Raw genomic sequence first — 21,617 nt, 5'->3', positions numbered from 1 at the left:
CTTTGATAATCAATAGTTTAATACTTTTTAAAGTTTTCAAAACGTATCAAAATTGTGTTAAAATTTGTTAAAAAGTGTTAAAATCGATGGTTTTGAATGAGTTTTTGACTGCTTTTACGCCATTTTCGACCAGAAATTTGTTAAAATTTAAGGTTTAAAAAGTTTTTTTGATGGGAGCACTGCCCGGATTTTCGTGATGTCATATGCTCCGCAAATTCGCCAATACACAAGTTATTTTTTTAGTTTTATAAATTATCTTTTTAAGTTGTATTGTAACATATACCTTTAAAACTTCGTCATACATTTATCATACCTATTACTATACCTTTCCATCTATGAAAAAGCCCATCCTGTTTACTATTATTTCGCTATTTTTTATAAATGTAAATGCTCAAACTAATATCCCAGCCGATAGCGGCACCTTCTTTTTGCACAAGTTTGCGCAAAAAATAGGTAAAGAAACCTATGTGGTGCATAGACATAAAGATGCCATCCAATACAGTATCGACTTTAAATTTGTTGACCGGGGTTCGCCGGTGCCTTTAACGGCAGAGTTAAAAGTAAACCCCGTTAATGATCCACTGGAGCTTACTATAAAAGGAAGTACTTCCAGGTTCTCCAAGGTAGATGACAAAGTTACCATACATGGCGGCGAAGCCTCTATCCGGGTTAATGATTCGTCCTATACACAAAAGGTATTACCCTCCAGTTTTACCGTAGCCGGATATTCGCCCGGAACTGTACAGCAGGTGCTCCTTCAGTACTGGAAAAAACAACATGAACCCGAGAGTATCTATACCCTGCCGTTTGGTTCGGTTCAGATAAAAAAAGAAGGGACGGATGAACTGAGCTTTAATGGTAGATCATTAACCCTCGACCGGTTTACCATCAGTGGTTTGGTTTGGGGTAATGAGTTGCTTTGGGCCGATGATAAAGGTAACCTGATCTGCCTGATCACCAACGATGCGGAAGGGGATAAGCTGGAAATGATGCGTGCCCAGTATGAAGCCCTATTGCCACAACTTATCACCAAGGCGGCCACTTACGGCATGCAATTGTTTGCAAAAGCCACCGGGCAAGCCGGCACAGCCGATGAAACAATAGCTGTAACGGGTGGCAATTTATACGATGTGGTAACCGGTACAAGCGTCCCCGATGCGGTTATACTGATCAGTAAAGGTATTATTGTACGAACAGGCAAAGCCGGATCGGTAACCATTCCGGCAGGTGCAAAAGTGATAGATGCTAAAGGCAAAACTATTTTACCAGGCCTGTGGGATATGCACTCCCACTTTGAACAAGCCGAATGGGGGCCCGCCTACCTGGCTGCCGGTGTTACTACTGTTAGGGATTGCGGCAATGAGTTTGAATATATTAATGCCATAAAAAGTGCTATTGATAATGGTACCGGGGTTGGGCCTAATATATTAAAAGCCGGTATTATTGATGGCAAAGGCCCAAAGGCCTTAGGAATTATACAGGCTGATACCAAAGAGGAAGCCATCAAAGCGGTTGATCGCTATAAGGAGAATGGTTTTGCTCAGATAAAAATATACAGTTCGGCAAAGCCAGAGATAGTTAAAGTAATTTGCGACGAGGCACATCGCCTGGGTTTAACGGTAACCGGGCACATACCCAACGGAATGACCCTGCAACAGGGCGTTGACTCAGGAATGAATATGGTGAACCATATGCAATATGTTTATTCGATCATGAAAAAAAATGCAGACCGCTCGGTTGACTTTGATGATCCGCAGAGTATAGCCGCTATTGATTTTATCAAACAGCATCATGTGGTTATCGATCCAACAATAGGTGTTTATGAGCTGGCCTTCCGTAATTTAAAGGATGATATCACACAGCTCGAGCCTGCATTTTATAACCTCCCGCTGCCACTGCAGGCCTTGTTTAAAAATATGGGAGAAGAGCCGGAGCAGGTAGCTAAAGTTAAACCATTGCTGACGAGCATGCTGCAGGCAGTAAAAAAACTGTATGACGCGGGTATACCTATTGTAGCCGGTACGGATATGGGTTTCCCAGGCTATAGCCTTGATCGCGAATTGGAGCTTTATGTATCTGCCGGACTTACACCCGCCCAGGCTATAAAAACAGCCACTATTATTCCGGCCACAGTAATGAAAGTTGATAAACAAACCGGATCAATAGAGGCAGGCAAACAGGCCGATCTGATCATTATTGATGGCGACCCGGTAAAAAATATCAGGGATATTCGTAATGTTTCGGTTGTGATAAAAGGTGGCCAGGTTTATGATCCGGTAAAATTGCACCAGATGGTAGGCTTTGGAAAATAGGTTGATTGGGAGATGAGTTTTACTTGACCGTGATTGTATTTCAATGGATTATAGTTTAAATTTGGGCGGTTAGAATAGTGGTTTAGATAATTACTGCGTAAAGAAATTAACGTTTTGGTAACTTATCCACAAACTACTGTTTAATGACAATTGATATAGGGATAGTTCATTATAAAATGATACCTTTGCAGCCTCATTCCAAATCATGAGCGATCAGATTAAACATGAATGCGGTGTGGCATTTATCCGCCTCTTAAAGCCACTGTCTTATTATCAGAAAAAGTACGGAACAGCTCTGTACGGCCTGAACAAGCTTTACCTTTTAATGGAGAAACAACATAACCGCGGCCAGGATGGCGCGGGGGTTGCTACCATTAAACTGGACATAGAGCCTGGCAAGCGGTACATCAGCAGACACCGGTCAATGGCATCAAATGCTGTTGCTGATATTTTTGAATACATCCAGAAGAAATTCGCTGATATTCAGAAAGAAAGTCCTGAAAAACTGGCTGATACCGAATGGCTGAAAGAAAATGTAAGCTTTACGGGCGAAGTTTTACTGGGGCACCTGCGATATGGTACCCACGGTAAAAACAGCATTGAAAGCTGCCACCCGTTTTTAAGGCAAAACAACTGGATGACTCGTAACCTGGTTATCGCCGGTAACTTTAACATGACCAATGTTGATGAGTTATTGCAGCAGTTGTATGACCTGGGCCAGCATCCTAAAGAAAAAGCCGATACCATTACCGTTCTTGAAAAAATAGGCCATTTCCTGGATACTGAGAACCAGGGCCTGTTTGATCAGTACAAACGCGAAGGTTTGGACGATAACATGGAGATCAGTAAGCTGATAGCCAATGATATGGACGTAGCCAAGATCCTTCGTAAGTCGGCTAAAAACTGGGATGGTGGTTATACCATTGCCGGTATCATCGGCCATGGTGATGCCTTTGTGATGCGCGACCCGGTAGGTATTCGTCCGGCATATTACTATTATAATGATGAAATAGTTGTTGCCGCTTCAGAGCGCCCTGCTATCCAGACAGCCTTTAACATCCCTGTTGAAGAAATTAAAGAGATCCGTCCTGGTCATGCGCTTATCGTTAAAAAGAACGGCAAGATAACCGAGGATATGTTCAGCGAACCATTGGAAAAGAAAGCCTGTTCCTTTGAGCGGATCTATTTTTCACGCGGCAGCGATTCATCTATCTACCGCGAACGTAAACAATTGGGCAGATTACTTTGTCCGCAGATATTGGACGCGGTTGATAACGATATCCAGAATACCGTATTCTCCTATATACCAAATACCGCTGAGGTTGCTTTTTATGGCATGGTTGAGGGGATACATAAATATGTAAAGAAATACCAGCGCGATAGGTTACTGAACCGTGATGACAAGATAAGTGAAGAGGAGCTAACCGAAGTATTGAAGATTGCGCCAAGGGTAGAGAAAATAGCCATTAAGGACGTAAAGCTTCGAACCTTTATTACCCAGGATGCCGACCGCAGCGAGATGGTTGCTCACGTATATGATACCACTTACGGCTTGATCAAAAAGAATACCGATACACTGGTAGTACTGGATGATTCGATTGTACGCGGTACTACGCTCAAGCAAAGTATCCTGAAAATATTAGACAGATTAGGTCCTAAGAAAGTGGTAGTAGTTTCATCTGCTCCGCAGATTCGTTACCCGGATTGTTATGGTATCGATATGTCACGTATGGGTGAGTTCGTAGCTTTTGAAGCAGCGATCAGCCTGCTGAAAGAGATGGATCGCGAAGACATCATTCTGGATGTTTACCAGAAATGTAAGGATAGTGCTAAACTACCAAAAGAAGAGGTAGAGAACTACGTAAAAGAGATCTACTCTTTATTTACCGATCAGCAAATTTCCGATCGTATAGCACAGATCATTACGCCGAAAGATATCAAATGTAAGGTTGAGGTTTTATACCAAACCTTAGATAACCTGCACATTGCCTGTCCCGATCACACCGGCGACTGGTATTTCAGTGGTGATTATCCAACCCCGGGCGGTAACAAGGTAGTTAACCGCGCCTTTGTAAACTGGATGGAAGGTAAAAACCAAAGGGCTTATATGTAACCCCTATCCCTAAAGGGATAATATGATATTCAAGGCGGTGATTTAGATCATCGCCTTTTTTTATATCTGATTTCAGCTGAAACTTAACTGCGAACTGAGAAGAAAAATAAACTCAATAATTCAATAAATCACTAATTCAATAATTAAGGGGGGCTAAGATCCTGCTGGTGCCGAAAAAACAAAGTGGGTAACCAGTTTATCCACAAGTATTAATGAAGCTATGATCAGGGCTATACCTGCCACCTCATTAAGGCGGTGAACCAGTTTAACGGAGATCTTGTCGCGCAATTTGTTGGCGTAAAAAGCTTTGGTGATATCCATGCCAAACTGTACTATAAGTACCGTGGCAAACATTACCGCGATTTTAAATGAGCGATGTGCCACACCTTCATGAAAAACGGTACTCGCGGTACCGATCACGGTGATCCAATGAAATAGGAGAGTGGGGTTAAAAATGCACATCAAAAACCCTTTCAAAAAGTAGCCTGCGCGGTTAATACCCGAGGGGACTTTGTTTTCATAGTTTACCTCGCCCTTTTTAAACAGGTAGCGTATACCCACACTAAATAATATAATGCTGCCTACAACACCGGCTATGGTTTTGGTATGATTAGATATATCAAAATATTGGGAGCCAAATAGAATTGCCCCCACGAAAACCACATCACTGCTAACTACGCCGAGTGCTAATGCAACACCGGCATGAAAACCTTTTTCGATGCTGGTTTTAATAAGAGCAAAAAAGACCGGGCCAGTCAAAAACGTTAACACTAATCCTATCCCCAATCCCGAAATAACAGCTTCTATCATTATTTAGGCTTATGTTCCAAAATTTTGAACCATGCGAATATGCAATTTTATCTCTTAAACAACGAAACTTAAAATTGTGATTTATTTAATTTGAAAAAGAATAATAACATTTACAAAAATTGAATTATGTTTAGCGATTCAAAATACATTCTGTATAACTAAACTTAAAAATGGAACAAAAAGACAATAAAAATTACAGTTCGGCATTATACACGCTGATTACTGTGTTTTTCTTCTGGGGCTTTTTAGCCGCATCTAACGGTATCTTTATACCATTTTGTAAAACGCATTTTCATCTTACTCAATTTGAGTCGCAGTTAATCGATTTTACCTTTTATGGCGGGTACTTTATAGGCTCATTGATACTTTATTTTGCATCGCAAGCCAGTAAGGTTGATATCATGAATAAGTTGGGTTATAAAAATGGTATCATCTTAGGTTTAGTTATATCCGCTGTAGGTGCATTAGGTATGATTCCTGCTGTGGCCAGCGGCGCGTTTGGTTTCATCTTAGCAGTATTTTTTATTATAGCTGTTGGTTTCTCTTTACAACAAACTGCAGCGAATCCTTTTGTGGTAGCTTTAGGCCCTGCAGAAACAGGCTCAAATCGTTTAAATTTTGCCGGTAGTATCAATAATATTGGTGCCTTATTGGGGCCGATCGTGGTGAGTGTAGTGCTGTTTGGTACTGCAAATTCAGAGGTTAAGCCGGAAGTTAAAATATCGTCTATCAATAACCTTTACTATATGCTGGCAGCTTTATTTATAGCTGTAGCTATATTCTTCTGGTTCTCGAACCTGCCAAAAGTTACCAGCGACGAAAAGATTGAATCAAGCCAAAAAGCAAACACGCCGTTATTTATCATATTCATCGCGTTTTTATTGATACTGGCTGCTGATCCGCTGAGTAAATCTATCGGCATCCCGAGTCAGTATTTTGTTTACGCTTCATTAGCTATTATTGTGTTTACGCTTGTAGGTACCATTTTCGCTGCCAAACAAAGTAAAGAAGGCTGGGGCGCCATGCAATATCCGCAGTTGATTTTGGGTATGCTGGCCATTTTTACTTATGTAGGTACCGAGGTAACCATCCAAAGTAATATGGGCTCTTTACTAAAAACGCCGGAATTTGGATCGTTCAACGAATCAGACATTGCACCTTATATATCCTTATACTGGGGTAGCTTGATGATCGGCCGTTTTGCAGGTTCAATCGGGGCCTTCAATCTTTCAACAACAACCAAATACGTTTTATACGTTCTTGTACCATTTGTAGCATTTGGCCTGGTATTGCTGGTAAACGCGGTGACAGGTGTAAATGTAAGTAACCTGTATGTTTACGCGGTTTGTGTGGCGGTGCTTATTGTGGCCTTCTTTATTGGTCAGCAAAAGCCAACGCGTACCTTATCTGTATTGGGTATACTGGGTGTTATATTTATGCTGATCGGTTTGTTCACTACCGGCAGGGTAGCTACTTTCGCTTTCATTAGCGGTGGTTTATGCTGCTCTATCATGTGGCCATCCATATTCTCATTGGCTATTACCGGTTTGGGTAAATATACCAGCCAAGGTTCGGCATTTTTGATCATGATGATTTTAGGTGGTTCAATTATCCCGCCACTGCAAGGTAAAATAGCAGATGGTGCAGGTGACGTTATACCAGGCATGAGTGGTATTCATTTCTCATACATTGTACCGGTATTAGGTTTTGCTTACCTGGCGTACTTTGCCTGGAAAGTAAGCCGTGAACTTCGCAGCCAGGGTATCGACCTTGACCATGTTGAAGTATCGGGCGGACATTAATATTTTACCAATTATTTGATCATTGGGTCATTAAGTCATTTTTAAATGAAGTAATGACCCAATGACGTTTAATGACTCCATAATTTAAGATTATGAAACCAAGTTTCGATCACATCTTTATGAACCTGGCCACTGATCTGGCCAAGCGCTCACACTGCGTTAAAGCCCAGGTAGGCGCTGTTTTAACACGCGATACCCGTATTATATCCATCGGTTATAACGGGCCGCCTGCGCATACCCATAATTGCGACGAGGAGTGGCCTGGCGAAGGTTGCCCCCGTGATTCAAAAGGGAGTTGCTCCCTGGCTTTACATGCCGAAGAAAACGCCATACTCTATGCCGTAAAAAATGGCGCTAAACTCGAAGGCGCTACATTATACACTACCTTATCGCCCTGTCTGCCTTGCGCCCGCCTTATATTTTCGGCAGGTATCAAGCATGTGTATTTTGATAAATCATACGCCGAATACAAAGGTTTAGCCAGCGATGAAGGGGTTGATTTTTTAAACCACTTTGGAGTTAAGGCCGAAAAGTTTGTAGGATAAACAAATAATTCTCAAACCATGTACAATATACCTTTTCAAACTATTGATTGGTCATCGGTTGAAAAAACGGAGCACAAAGGCGAAACCGGAACAGCGTTTTGGCAAACATTATTGCTTAATGGTCTTAGGCTGCGCCTGGTAGAATATTCTGCAGGATACCTGGCCGATCACTGGTGCCAAAAGGGACATATTGTGCATTGCCTGGAAGGGGAGTTTGTAAGCGAACTTCAAAACGGAGAAGCCTTTACCTTAACTAAAGGTATGACCTATATTGTGTCTGATGACCTGAGCTCACACCGGTCTGTCTCTGCCGGCGGTGTGAAGCTGTTAATTATCGATGGAGATTTTTTAAAACCTTAAACAATAAGCGGTTTTACCTTATCCAGGGCAAAGTCCAGTTGCTGTTGCGGGGTGAGGTTGGTATTATCCAGTATAATAGCATCATCGGCTCTTACAAGCGGACTTTCCTCACGGGTGGTGTCCTGGTAATCGCGATGAGCAATGTTCTCAAATATATCTTCTAATGTAATTTCAGGGTTCTTATCCTTGATCTCATTGTAGCGTCTTTCTGCGCGTACTTTGGGGTCAGCGGTCATGAATATTTTGACGTCAGCCTCCGGGAAAACCGTGGTGCCTATATCGCGGCCGTCCATCACGATGTTTTTGGAATGCCCCATGCGCTGCTGTTGCTTAACCATCTCTTTACGCACTTCGCGAATGGCAGATACTTCACTTACTTTATCAGATACCGGCATCAGGCGGATCTCCTCAGATACCTCTTCACCGTTTAGGGTGATGTGGGTCTGGTAATCACGGGAGTGAAAGTTAAGATGGATGTTTTTTAATGCTTCTGCAATTTGATCGCGATTGGTCACGTCGATATTGTTGCGCAAAAAATACAAGGCAACAGCGCGATACATCGCACCGCTATCCACATAAATAAAATGAAGTTTTTTAGCTAAAGCTTTGGCCAGTGTGCTTTTACCGCATGATGAATAGCCATCAATTGCCACTACTATGTTTTTACTCATAAGCGTAGCTAAAGTACAAATAATTGTGATTGGTTGGTAGGTGAGTGGTTGATTAAGTGAGTAGTTGATTGGGTAGAATAGTTGTCCGCAAATTCTGGTAAAACTCACTTAATCAATCATTCACCCAATTAACCTAAATAGTTACCTTTGCCCAATGAACCTTACTAAATCTGAGCTGCAAAAAGAAATTACTTATAAAACCTCGCGTAGTGGGGGTAAGGGCGGTCAAAATGTAAATAAAGTATCGAGCAAGGTGGAGCTTTTATTTAATGTAGATGGCTCCGAACTGTTTACCGAAGAGGAGAAATTACTACTGAACGATAAATTACAAAACCGCTTAAATAAGGATGGTTTAGTACAGGTGATCTGTGATGAAGAACGTAGCCAATACCTCAACAAAGAGAAAGCTATTGAACGATTGATATTATTACTTACCCGGGCATTGCAGAAACCCAAAGTACGTAAACCCACCAAAGTAAGTAAGGCCGCGAAAGCCGCCCGCCTGGATGACAAAAAGAAACACTCCACCAAAAAGGAAAACCGGAAGGTTGATTTTGATTGATCCTTGAACAGCCGGGCTATTTTGTTAAAAAAAGTGGGTTTACATGGTTTACACTTTTTATGGTTTACACTTATTTAATTGGTTGGTAATCAGTTAGTTATTTTTATTTTGCTATAAAAAAACGGTTTACAGTGTAAACCATGATTTTTATAGAATTGTTGTCGAAATCAGACAATCTACTTAAACCGGTAGGCTCCCGTAATGCTGGCCCACTGATGTGACCTTAACATCTCTTCCACATCTTTGGTGTGGAAAATGGCTGCTATATCAAAAGTGAAGCGACTGGTAGTAAAGGCTACCCCCACCTGGTTGCTCAATATAAAAGGCTTTTTGTTTTGTGTAACCTCGAGGCTGTTAGGATCATTGTTTTTATTAAACAGCGGGCCTTGTATAGTGGCGTCATAAAGTACGCCGTTGATCTGCGGTTTATAGTAAAAAAAGATCTCGTGAGCGTGCAATAAGCCGGTTTGATCGGCAGCGGATACAGTACTTTGCGTACTTACCGAATTGAAAAGCTGGTTGAAATTACCCAAACGGATCAAAGGGCCTATGCCGGCGCCGGTGAATCCATTACCCAGGTTGGCATACGAGGTCAAACTCACATCAATCCATGAGGCCCTTGCCAAAAGTTTATTATACTCGGCTCCTAAATTGAGTTCTACGTTGTTTTTTATCTGGTATTGCCAGCCATTTAAAGCATAAAACCCAAAGGTGCTGTGAATAAATCTCTGTATCGGTTCGCCACCTGCCGCCGGGCCCACAATACCTAATTGAGCGCTCAGCTTAATGGAGCTTTCGTTTTTATATAAAAAATTGAGGGTTGAACCAATGTAGGAGTAAGCTGCGAAAGGCCTGTCTATGTAAGAGGCATTTGGTACATAGCCCGATTGCGGATTATACATTTTTTGCCCAAACTCAAAACCTAAAACTTTATTCTGGAGATTGCCATCAGCTTTTAAAGCTTTACGGTAATAAAAGAAGATGCCATTGGTGTAATACCTGTCTGAGCCCTGACCCAGGTACCCATCATTATCAGTTTGTATAGCAATTTCGTGACCGCGGGTTTGTGCAAATAGATTGATAGAACCAAAAAGGCACAACAGTGTGAGGAATAGTTTATTGAACATTAGGTTGTTAAATATATCAGCGCCTAATATAGAAAAATTGAGCTGATTATATATGCACAAAAAAAGAGGGGTTAAATTATTTTTAACCCCTCTTTTTTTAATTTGCTACCGCTTTTTCGTCCTCCTTAACGGTAAGATCGATTGGGTGACTTACTTTTTCATCCAAAAGGGCAAGCGCAATTACATCGCGCATATCCGCTACGTAATGGAACTTCAGATCCTTGATATAATCTTCTTTGATCTCCAGGATATCTTTCTGGTTGGATTTGCACAAAATGATCTCTTTGATATTGGCACGTTTGGCGGCCAGTATTTTTTCTTTGATACCACCTACAGCCAATACCCGTCCACGCAGGGTGATCTCGCCGGTCATAGCCAGGTTAGGTTTTACCTTACGTTGAGTAAATGCCGAAACTAAAGCGGTAAGCATGGTTATACCAGCCGATGGGCCATCCTTTGGCGTAGCGCCTGCGGGTACATGCACATGCACATCCCATTGATCAAACAGTTTAGGGTTGATGTTAAAGTAATCGGCGTGTGCCCTCAGGTAAGCTAACGCGATAGTTACCGATTCCTTCATCACATCGCCCAGGCTGCCGGTTAAGGTTAAACGTCCTTTACCCGGGCTTAAACTGGCCTCAATAAACAGGATGTCGCCACCAACCGATGTCCAGGCCAGGCCTGTAACTACACCGGCAACGTCGTTACCTTCATAAAGGTCCTTATCATAAATAGGGGCACCCAGTATTTTTTCAATATCTTTTTTATTTACCACAGGATTGTATTCCTCTTCCATGGCAATATTTTTGGCTACGCCACGAACTACCGAGCCTATTTTTTTCTCCAGCGCACGTACACCCGATTCACGGGTGTAATCAACGATGAGTTTTTCAAGCACATCGGTTTTAAGGCTTACATCCTTTAATTTTAAGCCGTGAGCTTCACGCTGTTTAGGCAACAGGTGTTGTTTGGCTATCTCTATCTTTTCTTCAATGGTATAACCATTCACCTCAATGATCTCCATCCTGTCTAAAAGAGCAGGTTGAATGGTGCTTAGTGAATTAGCTGTCGCGATGAACATCACGTTCGACAGATCGAAATCCATCTCTACATAATGGTCATAAAAAGTGCTGTTCTGTTCAGGGTCAAGTACTTCCAATAAAGCTGATGACGGATCTCCGCGGAAATCGTTCCCCACTTTATCAATTTCATCCAATATGAATACAGGGTTCGCCGCACCAGCTTTTTTAACCGATTGTATGATACGACCCGGCATCGCCCCAATATAGGTTTTACGGTGACCCCTTATTTCGGCTTCATCCCGGATCCCGCCTAAAGCCATCCGTACATATTTACGACCGAGTGCTTTAGCTATTGATTTCCCTAAGGATGTTTTACCAACCCCCGGAGGGCCCACCAAACAAAGGATAGGGGCTTTCATATCGTGCTTTAATTTAAGCACGGCCAGGTATTCAATAATGCGTTGTTTTACTTTATCCAGGCCAAAATGATCTTTATCCAATACCTTTTGGGCACGTTTCAAATCAAAGTTGTCCTTGGTGAAATCATTCCAGGGCAGATCAAGTAATAATTCAAGGTAATTGATCTGTACCGAATAATCAGCTGCAGCCGGATTGGTTCTGGCTAGTTTCTCCAATTCTTTGGCAAAATGATCTTTTACCTCTTTGCCCCATTTCTTTTTAAGGGCACGCTGGCGCAGATCATCAATTTCCAGATCAGGCGAATTACCACCCAATTCTTCCTGTATGGTTTTTAGCTGCTGATTTAAAAAGTAATCACGCTGCTGCTTATCCAGATCAACACGCACTTTGGTTTGTATCTGGTTTTTAAGCTCCAGCATCTGCAGATCGAGCGTCAGGTGTTCTAATACCATGTTGGCCCGTTCGCGCAGGTTAGCAACCTCCAGCAGGCGTTGTTTGGCCGCCATATCGGCATTCATGTTTGATGATATAAAATTGATCAAAAATGAAGTGCTTTCAATATTGCGGATGGCTATACCGGCCTCGCTCGGAATGTTGGGCGACAATTGGATAATATTCATGGCCATGTCTTTAATAGACGATACCATGGCTTTAAATTCTTTATCCTCTTTGGCCTTTATTTCTCTGAAGGGTTCAACAGTAGCTTTTATATAAGGTTCGCTTTGTACCTCGTCTTTTAAAACGAAGCGTTTTTTACCCTGAATAATAACAGTAGTGTTACCATCGGGCATTTGCAGCATTTTTATAATGAGGGCAATGGTGCCAATTTTGTTCAACTGGCTAAAATTAGGGTCTTCTATCCCCACATCCTGTTGCGCAACTACCCCAATCATGCGATTACCTTTGTTGGCATCGCGTATCAGTTTAATTGATTTGTCTCTGCCAACCGTTATCGGTATTACCACACCCGGGAATAAAACGGTGTTACGCAAAGGCAGTATGGATAATACCTCCGGCATTTCCTCATTGTTCATTTCTTCCTCGTCTTCAGTAGACATTAAGGGGAAAAACTCTGAGTCTTCGTTTATAACCGGGAGGGCATTTTTAAAATCAAATGGATCAAAAGTCATTAATTATATTTTATATATAGATAAAACCGTCATGTTGTCAGCCTGTATCATCATTAAGCTGTTAAATACAGGTAAAACTGCGGTTGTTACTTGTAGCTACCTATGTTTCAAGAGCTGTGCCAAGTTATGGTAATAATGCTTAACAAGCAATATGGCAGTGCAATGGTTTGGCTATTTGTTTATTACAAACCACTTATAAGTTTACCGATTAAATAAGAATTTATTGATAAATATGAAAAAAAGTCATAGTATAGCCTTCTGGAATTTTTTTAGAAACGATATTTTTTTGAATAAAAATGCCTTTTGGCATAATAATTCGATGTAATGGTAGTTAATGTTATACCGTTTCTGTTTCACTATTAATCGCTAATGAAGTTATCGGTCATTGTATCTTTTCTGATTATGTCCTCGCTCGAATCAGCTGTGGCACAAAGCGCCTATGTAAAAATGGGGCAGCAGGCTTTGATGGATGGCGATTTCAGATCGGCGGTATCACACCTGGAGAAGGCTTGTATCACAGATTCAACCAATGCCAACGCGCTGTGGATGCTGGGTTACTCTTATTACCATAGTGATAATTATAAAAAATCAATAGCTGCTTATACCCGTGTTATTGCCATAAAACCGGCAGATGCTTCAGCCTACTATTACAGGGCCCGGGCAAAAAGCTACCTGGGGAAGGATAACCAAACATCACCGTCAGATAAGGAACTATACCTGTTGGGTGCTATTGTGGACCTGACCAAGGCTATATCTATCAACAGTGACCCTAATGATAGTAAGTTCTATCAGAACAGGGGGCTTGCCTACCGTGATTACGGATTGTTCAAACTACAGAATAACTCACATTTTTACGATCGGGCAAGGGGTATCAATTCCCTGAAGGCTTCTATAACCGACCTTGAAAAGGTACTGAACGATAACCCCGGAAGAATGGATATTGCAAACCTGATCGATCAGTCAAAAGACAAACTATCGCAGGCCGTTGCTCCTACTGTGGCTCGCCACTGATTTTTAGTATCAAGTAGTTAGTATCAAGTATCAAGACAAAAGCACTTGATGATTGAATATTTTTGATGTAGCCGGATTCCTGACTCTTTTTTCTTGACTCTTATTAATGTGGCAGTTCAAGGGTCTGCACTTGAACTTTGCTTTAGATGAGCGTCGACGCTCACTTGTTTGGTATTTAAGCGTGGACGCTTAAATATGCAAGTTCTATATATATGTGCCACATTTAGAAATCTTGATACTTGATACTCGTTACTTGATACCTTTTTTCAAAATACCCTCGATGCGGTAATTGTTTTGGCCCATTAACCGAACGTGTTGCCATTTCTCGATGAGGTAGGCCGAATCCGGAAAATAACTTAATTTTTCCCTGGTTTCATACAACAGGTTTTTGGTATGGTTAAAAACAAGTACCCATTTTATTTTATTACCGTCCTTTTTGATCACGATGCGGGTAGTTCGCAGGTCAGGATATTTGGCCTGGTACACTATTAAGCTATCAGTAGTTTGAACCCTGTAGCTGTTTTTCCAGGCAGGCCGGTTAATATCCGATTGTATGAACAGGTTTAGTTCCTGTCCCCAATTGGTAATATGCAGGGTTTTATTTTCTGTAACACCGTTATGGGTTACGGTTTTATTGACAAGGGGATTTAGTTTGGTCAACTTTGCGGTATCGGTTTTGAAAAAGCCACTGATGTCGACATATTTTAATACAGCGCCGCTTTGCTTAATATCCGGCCTGCATGATGGCAAGCCGGATATCAGCATGATACCGCCCAAGAAGGCGGTTATGGGTAATAATTTCAATTTATACCAATACATTCCCGGTCATTTCCGCAGGGATAGCTACGCCCAGTATACTTAAAATGGTAGGGGCTATATCACCCAGTTTACCATCCTTTACCTGTTTCACGTCTTTGTCAATAATAATACAAGGCACCAGGTTGGTGGTATGCGCTGTATTTGGCGAACCATCTTCGTTGATCATATAATCGGCGTTGCCATGATCGGCCAGGATAATGAATGAATAGCCATTGGCCAAACCAGCTTCAACTACTGCTTTGGTACAGGCATCGGCAGTTTCGGCAGCTTTAACAACCGCGCTAAAAACACCTGTATGGCCAACCATATCGGTGTTGGCGAAGTTAAGGCAAACAAAATCGGGCCAGCCGCTTTCCAGTTCAGGGATAATAGCATCACGGATGCCGGCCGCATTCATTTCGGGCTGCAGATCATATGTGGCTACTTTTGGCGATGGTGCCAGTAAGCGTTTCTCATTAACAAATTCTTTTTCGCGACCGCCCGAGAAGAAGAAGGTTACGTGTGGGTATTTCTCGGTTTCGGCTATTCTGATCTGCGTTTTGCCTGCATTCTGTAAAATCTCGCCCAAAGTTTTGGTCAGATCCTCTTTGTTAAACACCACCTGTACGTTTTTAAACGTTTCGTCGTACGGGGTCATGGTGATATAACGGATCGCCAACGGGTGCAGATTATATTCAGGGAATGATTTCTGTGTTAAGGCTATACTGATCTCGCGACCCCTGTCTGTACGGAAGTTGAAGCAGATCACTACGTCGCCATCTTTAATAACAGCCAGTGGTTTACCATCCGCATCAACTCTGACAATTGGCTTTATAAATTCATCGGTTACACCTTCTTCGTACGATTTTTTGATCAGGTCTGTAATATGTTGGGTTGCTTCTCCCTCGCCATTAACCAGGAGGTCATAGGCCAATTTTACTCTTTCCCAACGATTATCGCGATCCATTGCATAATACCTGCCGATAGCCGATGCCACTTTTACATCAGATCCTTCGATATATTGCTCCAGATCGGTAACAAAACCCAATCCTGATTTAGGATCGGTGTCGCGGCCGTCTAAAAAAGCATGGATGTATACATTTTTAACTTCCAACTGCTTTGCAGCATCGCATAAACCTTTTACGTGCCTGATATGGGAGTGAACCCCACCATCAGATACCAGGCCAATGAAGTGTACATCGCGGTTATTTTGTTTGGCATATTCAAAAGCATTTTTCAATACCGGGATGGTTGGCAATTCATTATCGTCAACAGCTTTATGGATACGACCCAGTTCCTGGTAAACTACACGGCCGGCACCCAGGTTCATGTGCCCAACTTCTGAGTTGCCCATTTGCCCGGCAGGTAAACCTACCGCGGTTCCGGATGCTTCCAATTTTGAATTTGGATATTGCTGCAGCAAACCATCAACAAAAGGAGTGTTTGCGGCAAGTATAGCGTTCGACTGGTCATTACGACCATAACCCCAGCCATCAAGAATAATTAATGCGAGTTTTTTTTGATTTTCCACATCGCAAATATAAAAGGCAACGCTGTACTTTATATGATTATTTTTTTAATTTCGGTTTGCGGAATATACTATGCCGTTATTTGATAATAATTGCGTGTAAAAACAGTTATATCTTATTTAAAGGTCAATAGCCCCGTTGATTCCATTAATAATCCGTGTTATTTTAAAATTCTGTTTATTAAATAATTATATGAAGCTGGTTTGTCTGTCGTCCTTTATTATGCTATTTCTTTTGCCCGGCTTTACACCGGCCGATCCGATAGATGATGTAGCCAACCTTATAAAGCAGGGCAATGCCAAAGAATTGGCTAAATCATTTGCCTCCAGCGTCGAGATCACTTTAATGGATGAGGAAAATATTTACTCCCAGGCCCAGGCTACATTGATATTGGATAAATTTTTCTCAAAAAATAAGCCTAAAAGCATCAAACTATTACATAAGGTAAACTCAAGCGCCAATTATCGCTTTGGGGTATTTATTTTAACTACCGAAGCCGGATTGTACCGGGTAGCCCTTACCCTGAAGGATACGGGTGGTAAAATGTCCATTATTGAACTCCGTATTGAAAATGAAAAGGTGAAGTGATTTATAGTCCATAGTCGATGGTCCATAGTCCATGGTTCAACTATGAACAATAAGCCATTATTCACTATGGTCTATCGACCATCGACTATGGAGATCAAAAAAACCTGCACATCCGCAAAATGTTATTACTTTTGAGGTTTAAAAGTTATACTCTTGGATAAGGAACTAATACACCACTTTATAATTGAGGCTTTAAAGGAAGATGTTGGCGATGGCGACCATACTTCTTTATCAACTATTCCTGCCGATAGCACCGGTAAAGCAAAACTCCTGGTAAAAGACGAAGGCATATTGGCCGGGGTTGAACTGGCATTAGAGATTTTTAAAGTAGTTGATGCCAACCTGAAGGTAAACGTGTTTTTGACTGATGGCGCCGTTATAAAACCTAAAGACGTAGCCTTTGAGGTAGAAGGCAATTCGCAAAGTATTTTAAAGGCCGAACGTTTGGTATTGAACTGTATGCAGCGCATGTCGGGCATCGCTACTAAAACACGTGAGATAGTCGATCTGTTAAAAGATACCCAAACCAAAGTTCTGGATACCCGTAAAACTACTCCGGGCCTGCGTTATATTGAAAAATGGGCAGTAAGAATTGGTGGAGGTGTTAATCATCGTTTTGGTTTGTATGATATGATACTGATCAAAGACAATCATGTTGATTACGCCGGAGGTATAAGGCAGGCCATTGAAAGGGCCAATCAATATCTTATCGACCATGGCAAAAAGCTGGCTATCGAAATAGAAGTGCGTAACCTGGAGGAGCTTGACCAGGTTCTGCAAACCGGTCATGTAAACCGTATATTGTTAGATAACTTTAACTTTGCCGACTTAAGGGAGGCTGTCAATATTATTCAGGGCCGCTTCATTACCGAGGCATCCGGAGGTATAACCATTGATAATATACGCGGTTATGCGGAGTGTGGGGTTGATTACATATCGGTTGGGGCGTTAACTCACTCTGTTAAAAGTCTTGACCTGAGTCTTAAAGCGATCTGATTTCGGAATTGGGATGTTCGATTTCGGATTTAGAGTTTAAAGTTTCGGATTTAGAGTTTAGAATTTAACCCTTAGTACCATATCAATTTCGTAATATTGCAGGGAAATGATAACCGTTTATTCAGTTTCAGCGCTCATTCTGGCTTATCTCTGCGGGTCTATACCTACGGCCGTTTGGATAGGGCTGGCTTTCTATGATATTGATGTTCGTGAGTATGGCAGCGGGAACGCGGGTGCAACTAATACTTTCAGGGTGTTGGGTAAAAAGGCCGGTATCCCCGTAATGCTGTTGGATATTTTAAAGGGGTGGACAGCTACCAATCTGGCTTATTTTATTGGTGTATCAACCACCGGGCCGTCAAACTCTATAGCTTATACAAATTACGCGCTTGCTTTAGGTATAGCCGCGGTAATGGGGCACCTGTTCCCGATTTTTGCAGGTTTTCGTGGTGGAAAAGGTGTGGCTACTTTATTTGGAATGATTTTGGCTATTCATTTACATGCCGCTTTATTATGTGTTCTGGTATTTGTAATAGTGCTTTTAACTACACGTTATGTATCGCTTAGCTCTATCGCTGCTGCCTTTACATATCCTATCGGAGTTTCGTTTATTTTTCCAACGTCTATCCGGTCGGTAGTTATATATGGTATGTGCATCTGCTTGCTCATACTGGTAACGCACCAAAAAAACATCGAACGCTTACTAAAAGGCACCGAGTCAAAAGTTAATTTTTTAAAGAAGAAAACTACCTGATCACCATGAAAAAATTCAGACCTGCCCTTGCTCTGATCTTTATCATTGCATTGTATTCCTGTTCAACAGTACCGTTAACCGGTCGCCGGCAACTAAGCCTGGTAGGCGACGCCGAAGTAAACCAATCGGCAGCAGCCAGCTACAAACAATTATTAACAGATCCTAAAACCAAGGTTGTTGGCAGCGGTGCCGACGCTCAGCGGATTAAAAGAATAGGCAGCAATCTGGCTGCAGCTATTGAGCAATACCTGCAACAGAATGGCTATGCCAATCAATATAACTTTCAATGGGAATTTAACCTGATACAAAGCAGCGAAGTAAATGCCTGGTGTATGCCGGGAGGTAAAGTAGCTGTATATAGCGGTCTGCTGCCTGTTGCTAATACCGATGCTTATTTGGCCGTTGTAATGGGCCATGAGATCGGTCATGCTATAGCCAGGCACTCTGCGGAACGCATATCTCAGCAAACATTGGCACAATTTGGCGGTTCACTGGCCGGGATTGCGGTGGCCAAACAATCGCAGGTAATGCAGGGGCTTTTTAGCCAGGCATACGGCGTGGGCACCCAAGTAGTTTTATTAAAATACTCCCGTGATCAGGAATCAGAAGCTGATCGTTTGGGGCTCACTTTTATGGCCATGGCGGGTTATGATCCGCATGAGGCTGTAGGTTTTTGGCAGCGTATGGCGGCTCAAAATAAAGGTGGCGCTCCGCCAGAGCTGCTAAGCACTCACCCTTCTGATGCAACCCGTATCGCGAATATCCAGCGCCTTATACCAGAGGCTATGAAATATTATAAAAAATAATTCAAGAAATAAAAAAGGTCTCATTTTTTCGATGAGACCTTTTTTATTACACCACTCTCCGGTTATACTTGCATTTTTACAACACAAAATGGCTAAACGTCAATTTTTACAGGCACAATGGAAAAACCTGGTGATGCTGAATTACGAAATTGATCCGCAAATATTAGATGCCTATTTACCGCCCGGTACAGTACTTGATCTTTGGCAAGGGAAGGCATTGGTAAGTATGGTTGGTTTTGTATTTGCAGATACCAGCGTACTTGGCATCAAATGGCCCTGGCATGTAAATTTTGAAGAAGTAAACCTGCGCTTTTATGTAAAGCATTTTAACGGTACAGAATGGAAACGCGGTGCTGTTTTTGTAAGTGAAATAGTGCCCAAAAGCATGATAGCGCTTATCGCCAATAATTTATATAAAGAACATTACCAGGCTATGCCTGTGCGCAGCTCGGTTACTTTAACCCAGGATAGTCATACCCAATTTTTATATGAGTGGAAGTTTAAAGGTAAGTGGAATAAATTAGGAGCAACAGCAAGTAATCAATTGCAGGATATTAAACCAGGCAGTGCCGAGGAATTTATTTTTGAACATTATTGGGGTTATAATAAACTATCAGACACCGTCACTATGGAATATCAGGTTGAGCATATCTCCTGGCAAACAGGCCTGGTTAAAAATCATGTATTTGAAGCTGATGTTGCCGGGCTTTATGGCGAAGCTTTTGAACCCTATTTAAGAAAAGAACCCGTATCGGTGTTTTTTGCCGCTGGATCTGATATTAAGGTGAGGATGGGTGATAAGATAGTGGTTTAGTCTGAAGTCTAAATTAAAAAATACGTCATTGCGAGGAGGAACGACGTGGCAATCCCCGGTATGCAGGTTCACTCTGTAAGTCGGGGATTATTAATGTTTTTAATTGTCTTTAAAGGTATTAATGAGCTCCCTCCGGTCGGTTGGCCACGCTACGCTCGCAATGACGGGAGATTTCTTATCTAAAGACCTCCCAGAACCTCCATAACAGCCTGTGCTTTGAGCAGGCATTCTTCATACTCTTTTACCGGATCGGCATGGTATGTGATCGCACTCCCGGCATGGAATGATACGTATTGCCTTGCTGAGTTGTAAAGCAGAGTACGGATAACCACATTCAGATCAAAATCATTATCCGGGCTCAAATAACCTATAGCCCCCGAGTATACCCCCCGTTTGCTGCGCTCATATTGTTCCATTAGTTGCATAGCGCTGATCTTAGGTGCACCGGTCATGCTGCCCATCGGAAAGGTATTTTTAATGGCTTGTACTGTCGATAAGCCTTCCTGTAGCTCACATACCACGGTTGATATCATTTGATGCACATATTGAAAACTGTGTATACCAAATAACTCTTCTGTTTTCACAGTGCCCTGCTTGGCAGAGCGGGTCAGGTCATTCCGTACCAGGTCAACTATCATTACGTTTTCCTGCAGCTCTTTGGGGTGGTTACGTAGCTGTTGTTTGATCAATTCGTCAGCCTGTATATCTGCATCCCTTTTGGCGGTGCCTTTTATGGGCTGCGATATCAGTTTAGTGCCACGTTTGGCCAGGAAACGCTCGGGCGACGCCCCCAGTATATAGTTGTTTTTCCACTTAAAAAAGGTGCTGAAAGGGTTCGGTGAAACCTTATTTAGCTGTGTAAATATGGCCAGCGGATCTATCGTGGTATGTTCGGCAAAAAACTCCTGGCAAAAATTGGTAACATATATATCACCCCGGTTAATGTGTTCCTGAATACCCTTTACGGCATCAATATATTCTTGCCGGCTAAAGCGGGATTTTAATGCTATAGCGGGCTGTTCCTTATAGATAATTAACTCTTGTTGATCAATCAGGTCAAAAACCTGCTCAGGCTCGTCACTAATGAACTCCACTTTGCCATCCTTAATGATAATTAGATGTAGAGGCGCAAAAAAATAAAGATCCGGAAACTGTAATCCATCCGGATTGGCAGATGATAGCTGTTCTGTTTCATTCTTCAGGTCGTAACCGAAAAAACCGCTTATCCATCCCGGGTTATTTTGTCGGAAAGCTTCCAGTTGATCAAAAGCGTTCCCTGATTGTGCCGTTACTGCATCTTTTTCCCCGACAGCTATCAGCGTGTCAAATTTACCATAGGGGTCATTAAACCCGTTGGATTCCAGGTAGCAGACGGCATCAAATGATGAGGCCCATTGCAGCGCTTTTTGTTTAAACAGGGGAAGATCTTGAACAGGAATAATCACCC

The 21,617-nt window shown here is 42.1% G+C and carries 19 protein-coding genes; 12 read left to right on the top strand and 7 right to left on the bottom strand.

All coding sequences use genetic code 11. The annotated features are described in order from the left end of the window. The first annotated feature begins 335 nt into the window (after positions 1-335). Positions 336-2,312: an amidohydrolase family protein gene (locus tag AC57BQ_RS16720; protein WP_496407373.1), complete on the top strand. Its 1,977-nt coding sequence runs from the start codon at positions 336-338 to the stop codon at positions 2,310-2,312. Positions 2,313-2,517: 205 nt separating this feature from the next. Further along, positions 2,518-4,425: an amidophosphoribosyltransferase gene (locus tag AC57BQ_RS16715; RefSeq protein WP_496407372.1), complete on the top strand. Its 1,908-nt coding sequence runs from the start codon at positions 2,518-2,520 to the stop codon at positions 4,423-4,425. A gap of 153 nt (positions 4,426-4,578) precedes the next feature. On the opposite strand, the gene AC57BQ_RS16710 is transcribed toward AC57BQ_RS16715, so the two are convergent. Continuing rightward, positions 4,579-5,235: a LysE family translocator gene (locus AC57BQ_RS16710; RefSeq protein WP_172336328.1), complete on the bottom strand. Its 657-nt coding sequence runs from the start codon at positions 5,233-5,235 to the stop codon at positions 4,579-4,581. 170 nt (positions 5,236-5,405) lie between these two features. On the opposite strand from AC57BQ_RS16710, the gene AC57BQ_RS16705 reads away from it, so the two are divergent. From AC57BQ_RS16705 to AC57BQ_RS16695, 3 genes are all read left to right on the top strand, one after another. Next, positions 5,406-7,037: an MFS transporter gene (locus AC57BQ_RS16705; RefSeq protein ID WP_496407371.1), complete on the top strand. Its 1,632-nt coding sequence runs from the start codon at positions 5,406-5,408 to the stop codon at positions 7,035-7,037. 92 nt (positions 7,038-7,129) lie between these two features. After that, positions 7,130-7,582 carry a deoxycytidylate deaminase gene (locus AC57BQ_RS16700; protein WP_496407370.1) on the top strand — a complete coding sequence of 151 codons (453 nt, stop codon included), beginning with the start codon at positions 7,130-7,132 and terminating at the stop codon, positions 7,580-7,582. Positions 7,583-7,600: 18 nt separating this feature from the next. Next, positions 7,601-7,942 carry a DHCW motif cupin fold protein gene (locus AC57BQ_RS16695; RefSeq protein WP_496407369.1) on the top strand — a complete coding sequence of 114 codons (342 nt, stop codon included), beginning with the start codon at positions 7,601-7,603 and terminating at the stop codon, positions 7,940-7,942. On the opposite strand, the gene cmk is transcribed toward AC57BQ_RS16695, so the two are convergent. Beyond that, complete coding sequence (gene cmk, locus AC57BQ_RS16690; RefSeq protein WP_496407368.1) at positions 7,939-8,613, bottom strand: (d)CMP kinase; 675 nt, start codon at positions 8,611-8,613, stop codon at positions 7,939-7,941. The two genes, AC57BQ_RS16695 and cmk, sit on opposite strands and share 4 nt — an antisense overlap. 154 nt (positions 8,614-8,767) lie before the next feature. Here cmk and arfB point away from each other — a divergent pair, with 154 nt between their 5' ends. Next, entirely contained in the window at positions 8,768-9,175 is a 408-nt protein-coding gene (gene arfB / locus AC57BQ_RS16685) for an alternative ribosome rescue aminoacyl-tRNA hydrolase ArfB (protein ID WP_090467416.1), read from the top strand. Positions 9,176-9,351: 176 nt separating this feature from the next. Here the strand turns inward: arfB and AC57BQ_RS16680 are convergent, their stop codons facing one another. Both AC57BQ_RS16680 and lon read right to left on the bottom strand, forming a co-directional pair. Then, on the bottom strand, positions 9,352-10,302 hold the full coding sequence (locus tag AC57BQ_RS16680; protein WP_496407367.1) for a lipid A deacylase LpxR family protein: 951 nt from the start codon (positions 10,300-10,302) through the stop codon (positions 9,352-9,354). 97 nt (positions 10,303-10,399) lie between these two features. Next, entirely contained in the window at positions 10,400-12,874 is a 2,475-nt protein-coding gene (lon, locus tag AC57BQ_RS16675) for an endopeptidase La (RefSeq protein WP_496407366.1), read from the bottom strand. Between the two features lie 369 nt (positions 12,875-13,243). Here lon and AC57BQ_RS16670 point away from each other — a divergent pair, with 369 nt between their 5' ends. Further along, a complete protein-coding gene (locus AC57BQ_RS16670) occupies positions 13,244-13,885 on the top strand; it encodes a tetratricopeptide repeat protein (protein WP_496407365.1) in 642 nt (213 codons plus the stop codon). Between the two features lie 249 nt (positions 13,886-14,134). Here AC57BQ_RS16670 and AC57BQ_RS16665 read toward each other — a convergent pair whose 3' ends face one another. Together AC57BQ_RS16665 and gpmI are read right to left on the bottom strand one after the other, a co-directional pair. Beyond that, positions 14,135-14,689 carry a hypothetical protein gene (locus AC57BQ_RS16665; RefSeq protein WP_496407364.1) on the bottom strand — a complete coding sequence of 185 codons (555 nt, stop codon included), beginning with the start codon at positions 14,687-14,689 and terminating at the stop codon, positions 14,135-14,137. 1 nt (position 14,690) lies between these two features. Next, entirely contained in the window at positions 14,691-16,214 is a 1,524-nt protein-coding gene (gene gpmI, locus AC57BQ_RS16660) for a 2,3-bisphosphoglycerate-independent phosphoglycerate mutase (RefSeq protein ID WP_496407363.1), read from the bottom strand. A gap of 190 nt (positions 16,215-16,404) precedes the next feature. Here gpmI and AC57BQ_RS16655 point away from each other — a divergent pair, with 190 nt between their 5' ends. The 5 genes from AC57BQ_RS16655 (at position 16,405) to AC57BQ_RS16635 (ending at position 20,170) form a co-directional block, all read left to right on the top strand. Continuing rightward, a complete protein-coding gene (locus AC57BQ_RS16655) occupies positions 16,405-16,800 on the top strand; it encodes a DUF4783 domain-containing protein (protein WP_496407362.1) in 396 nt (131 codons plus the stop codon). A 153-nt stretch (positions 16,801-16,953) separates the two neighbouring features. Then, positions 16,954-17,796, top strand: coding sequence for a carboxylating nicotinate-nucleotide diphosphorylase (gene nadC, locus AC57BQ_RS16650; RefSeq protein WP_496407361.1), 843 nt, complete (start codon positions 16,954-16,956; stop codon positions 17,794-17,796). A gap of 106 nt (positions 17,797-17,902) precedes the next feature. Further along, on the top strand, positions 17,903-18,550 hold the full coding sequence (gene plsY, locus AC57BQ_RS16645) for a glycerol-3-phosphate 1-O-acyltransferase PlsY (RefSeq protein ID WP_076374174.1): 648 nt from the start codon (positions 17,903-17,905) through the stop codon (positions 18,548-18,550). A gap of 5 nt (positions 18,551-18,555) precedes the next feature. Beyond that, positions 18,556-19,356, top strand: coding sequence for a M48 family metallopeptidase (locus tag AC57BQ_RS16640; protein ID WP_496407360.1), 801 nt, complete (start codon positions 18,556-18,558; stop codon positions 19,354-19,356). An 88-nt stretch (positions 19,357-19,444) separates the two neighbouring features. Beyond that, complete coding sequence (locus tag AC57BQ_RS16635) at positions 19,445-20,170, top strand: YqjF family protein (protein ID WP_496407359.1); 726 nt, start codon at positions 19,445-19,447, stop codon at positions 20,168-20,170. Positions 20,171-20,349: 179 nt separating this feature from the next. Here the strand turns inward: AC57BQ_RS16635 and AC57BQ_RS16630 are convergent, their stop codons facing one another. Further along, a complete protein-coding gene (locus tag AC57BQ_RS16630) occupies positions 20,350-21,615 on the bottom strand; it encodes an anthranilate synthase component I family protein (protein ID WP_496407358.1) in 1,266 nt (421 codons plus the stop codon). Between the last annotated feature and the right edge of the window lie 2 nt (positions 21,616-21,617).

This window comes from Mucilaginibacter sp. BGA-UO-ETr-C110 (assembly GCF_059567985.1).
Note: the sequence above shows the minus strand (reverse complement) of the source record. Positions and strands in the feature narration are given on the sequence as shown.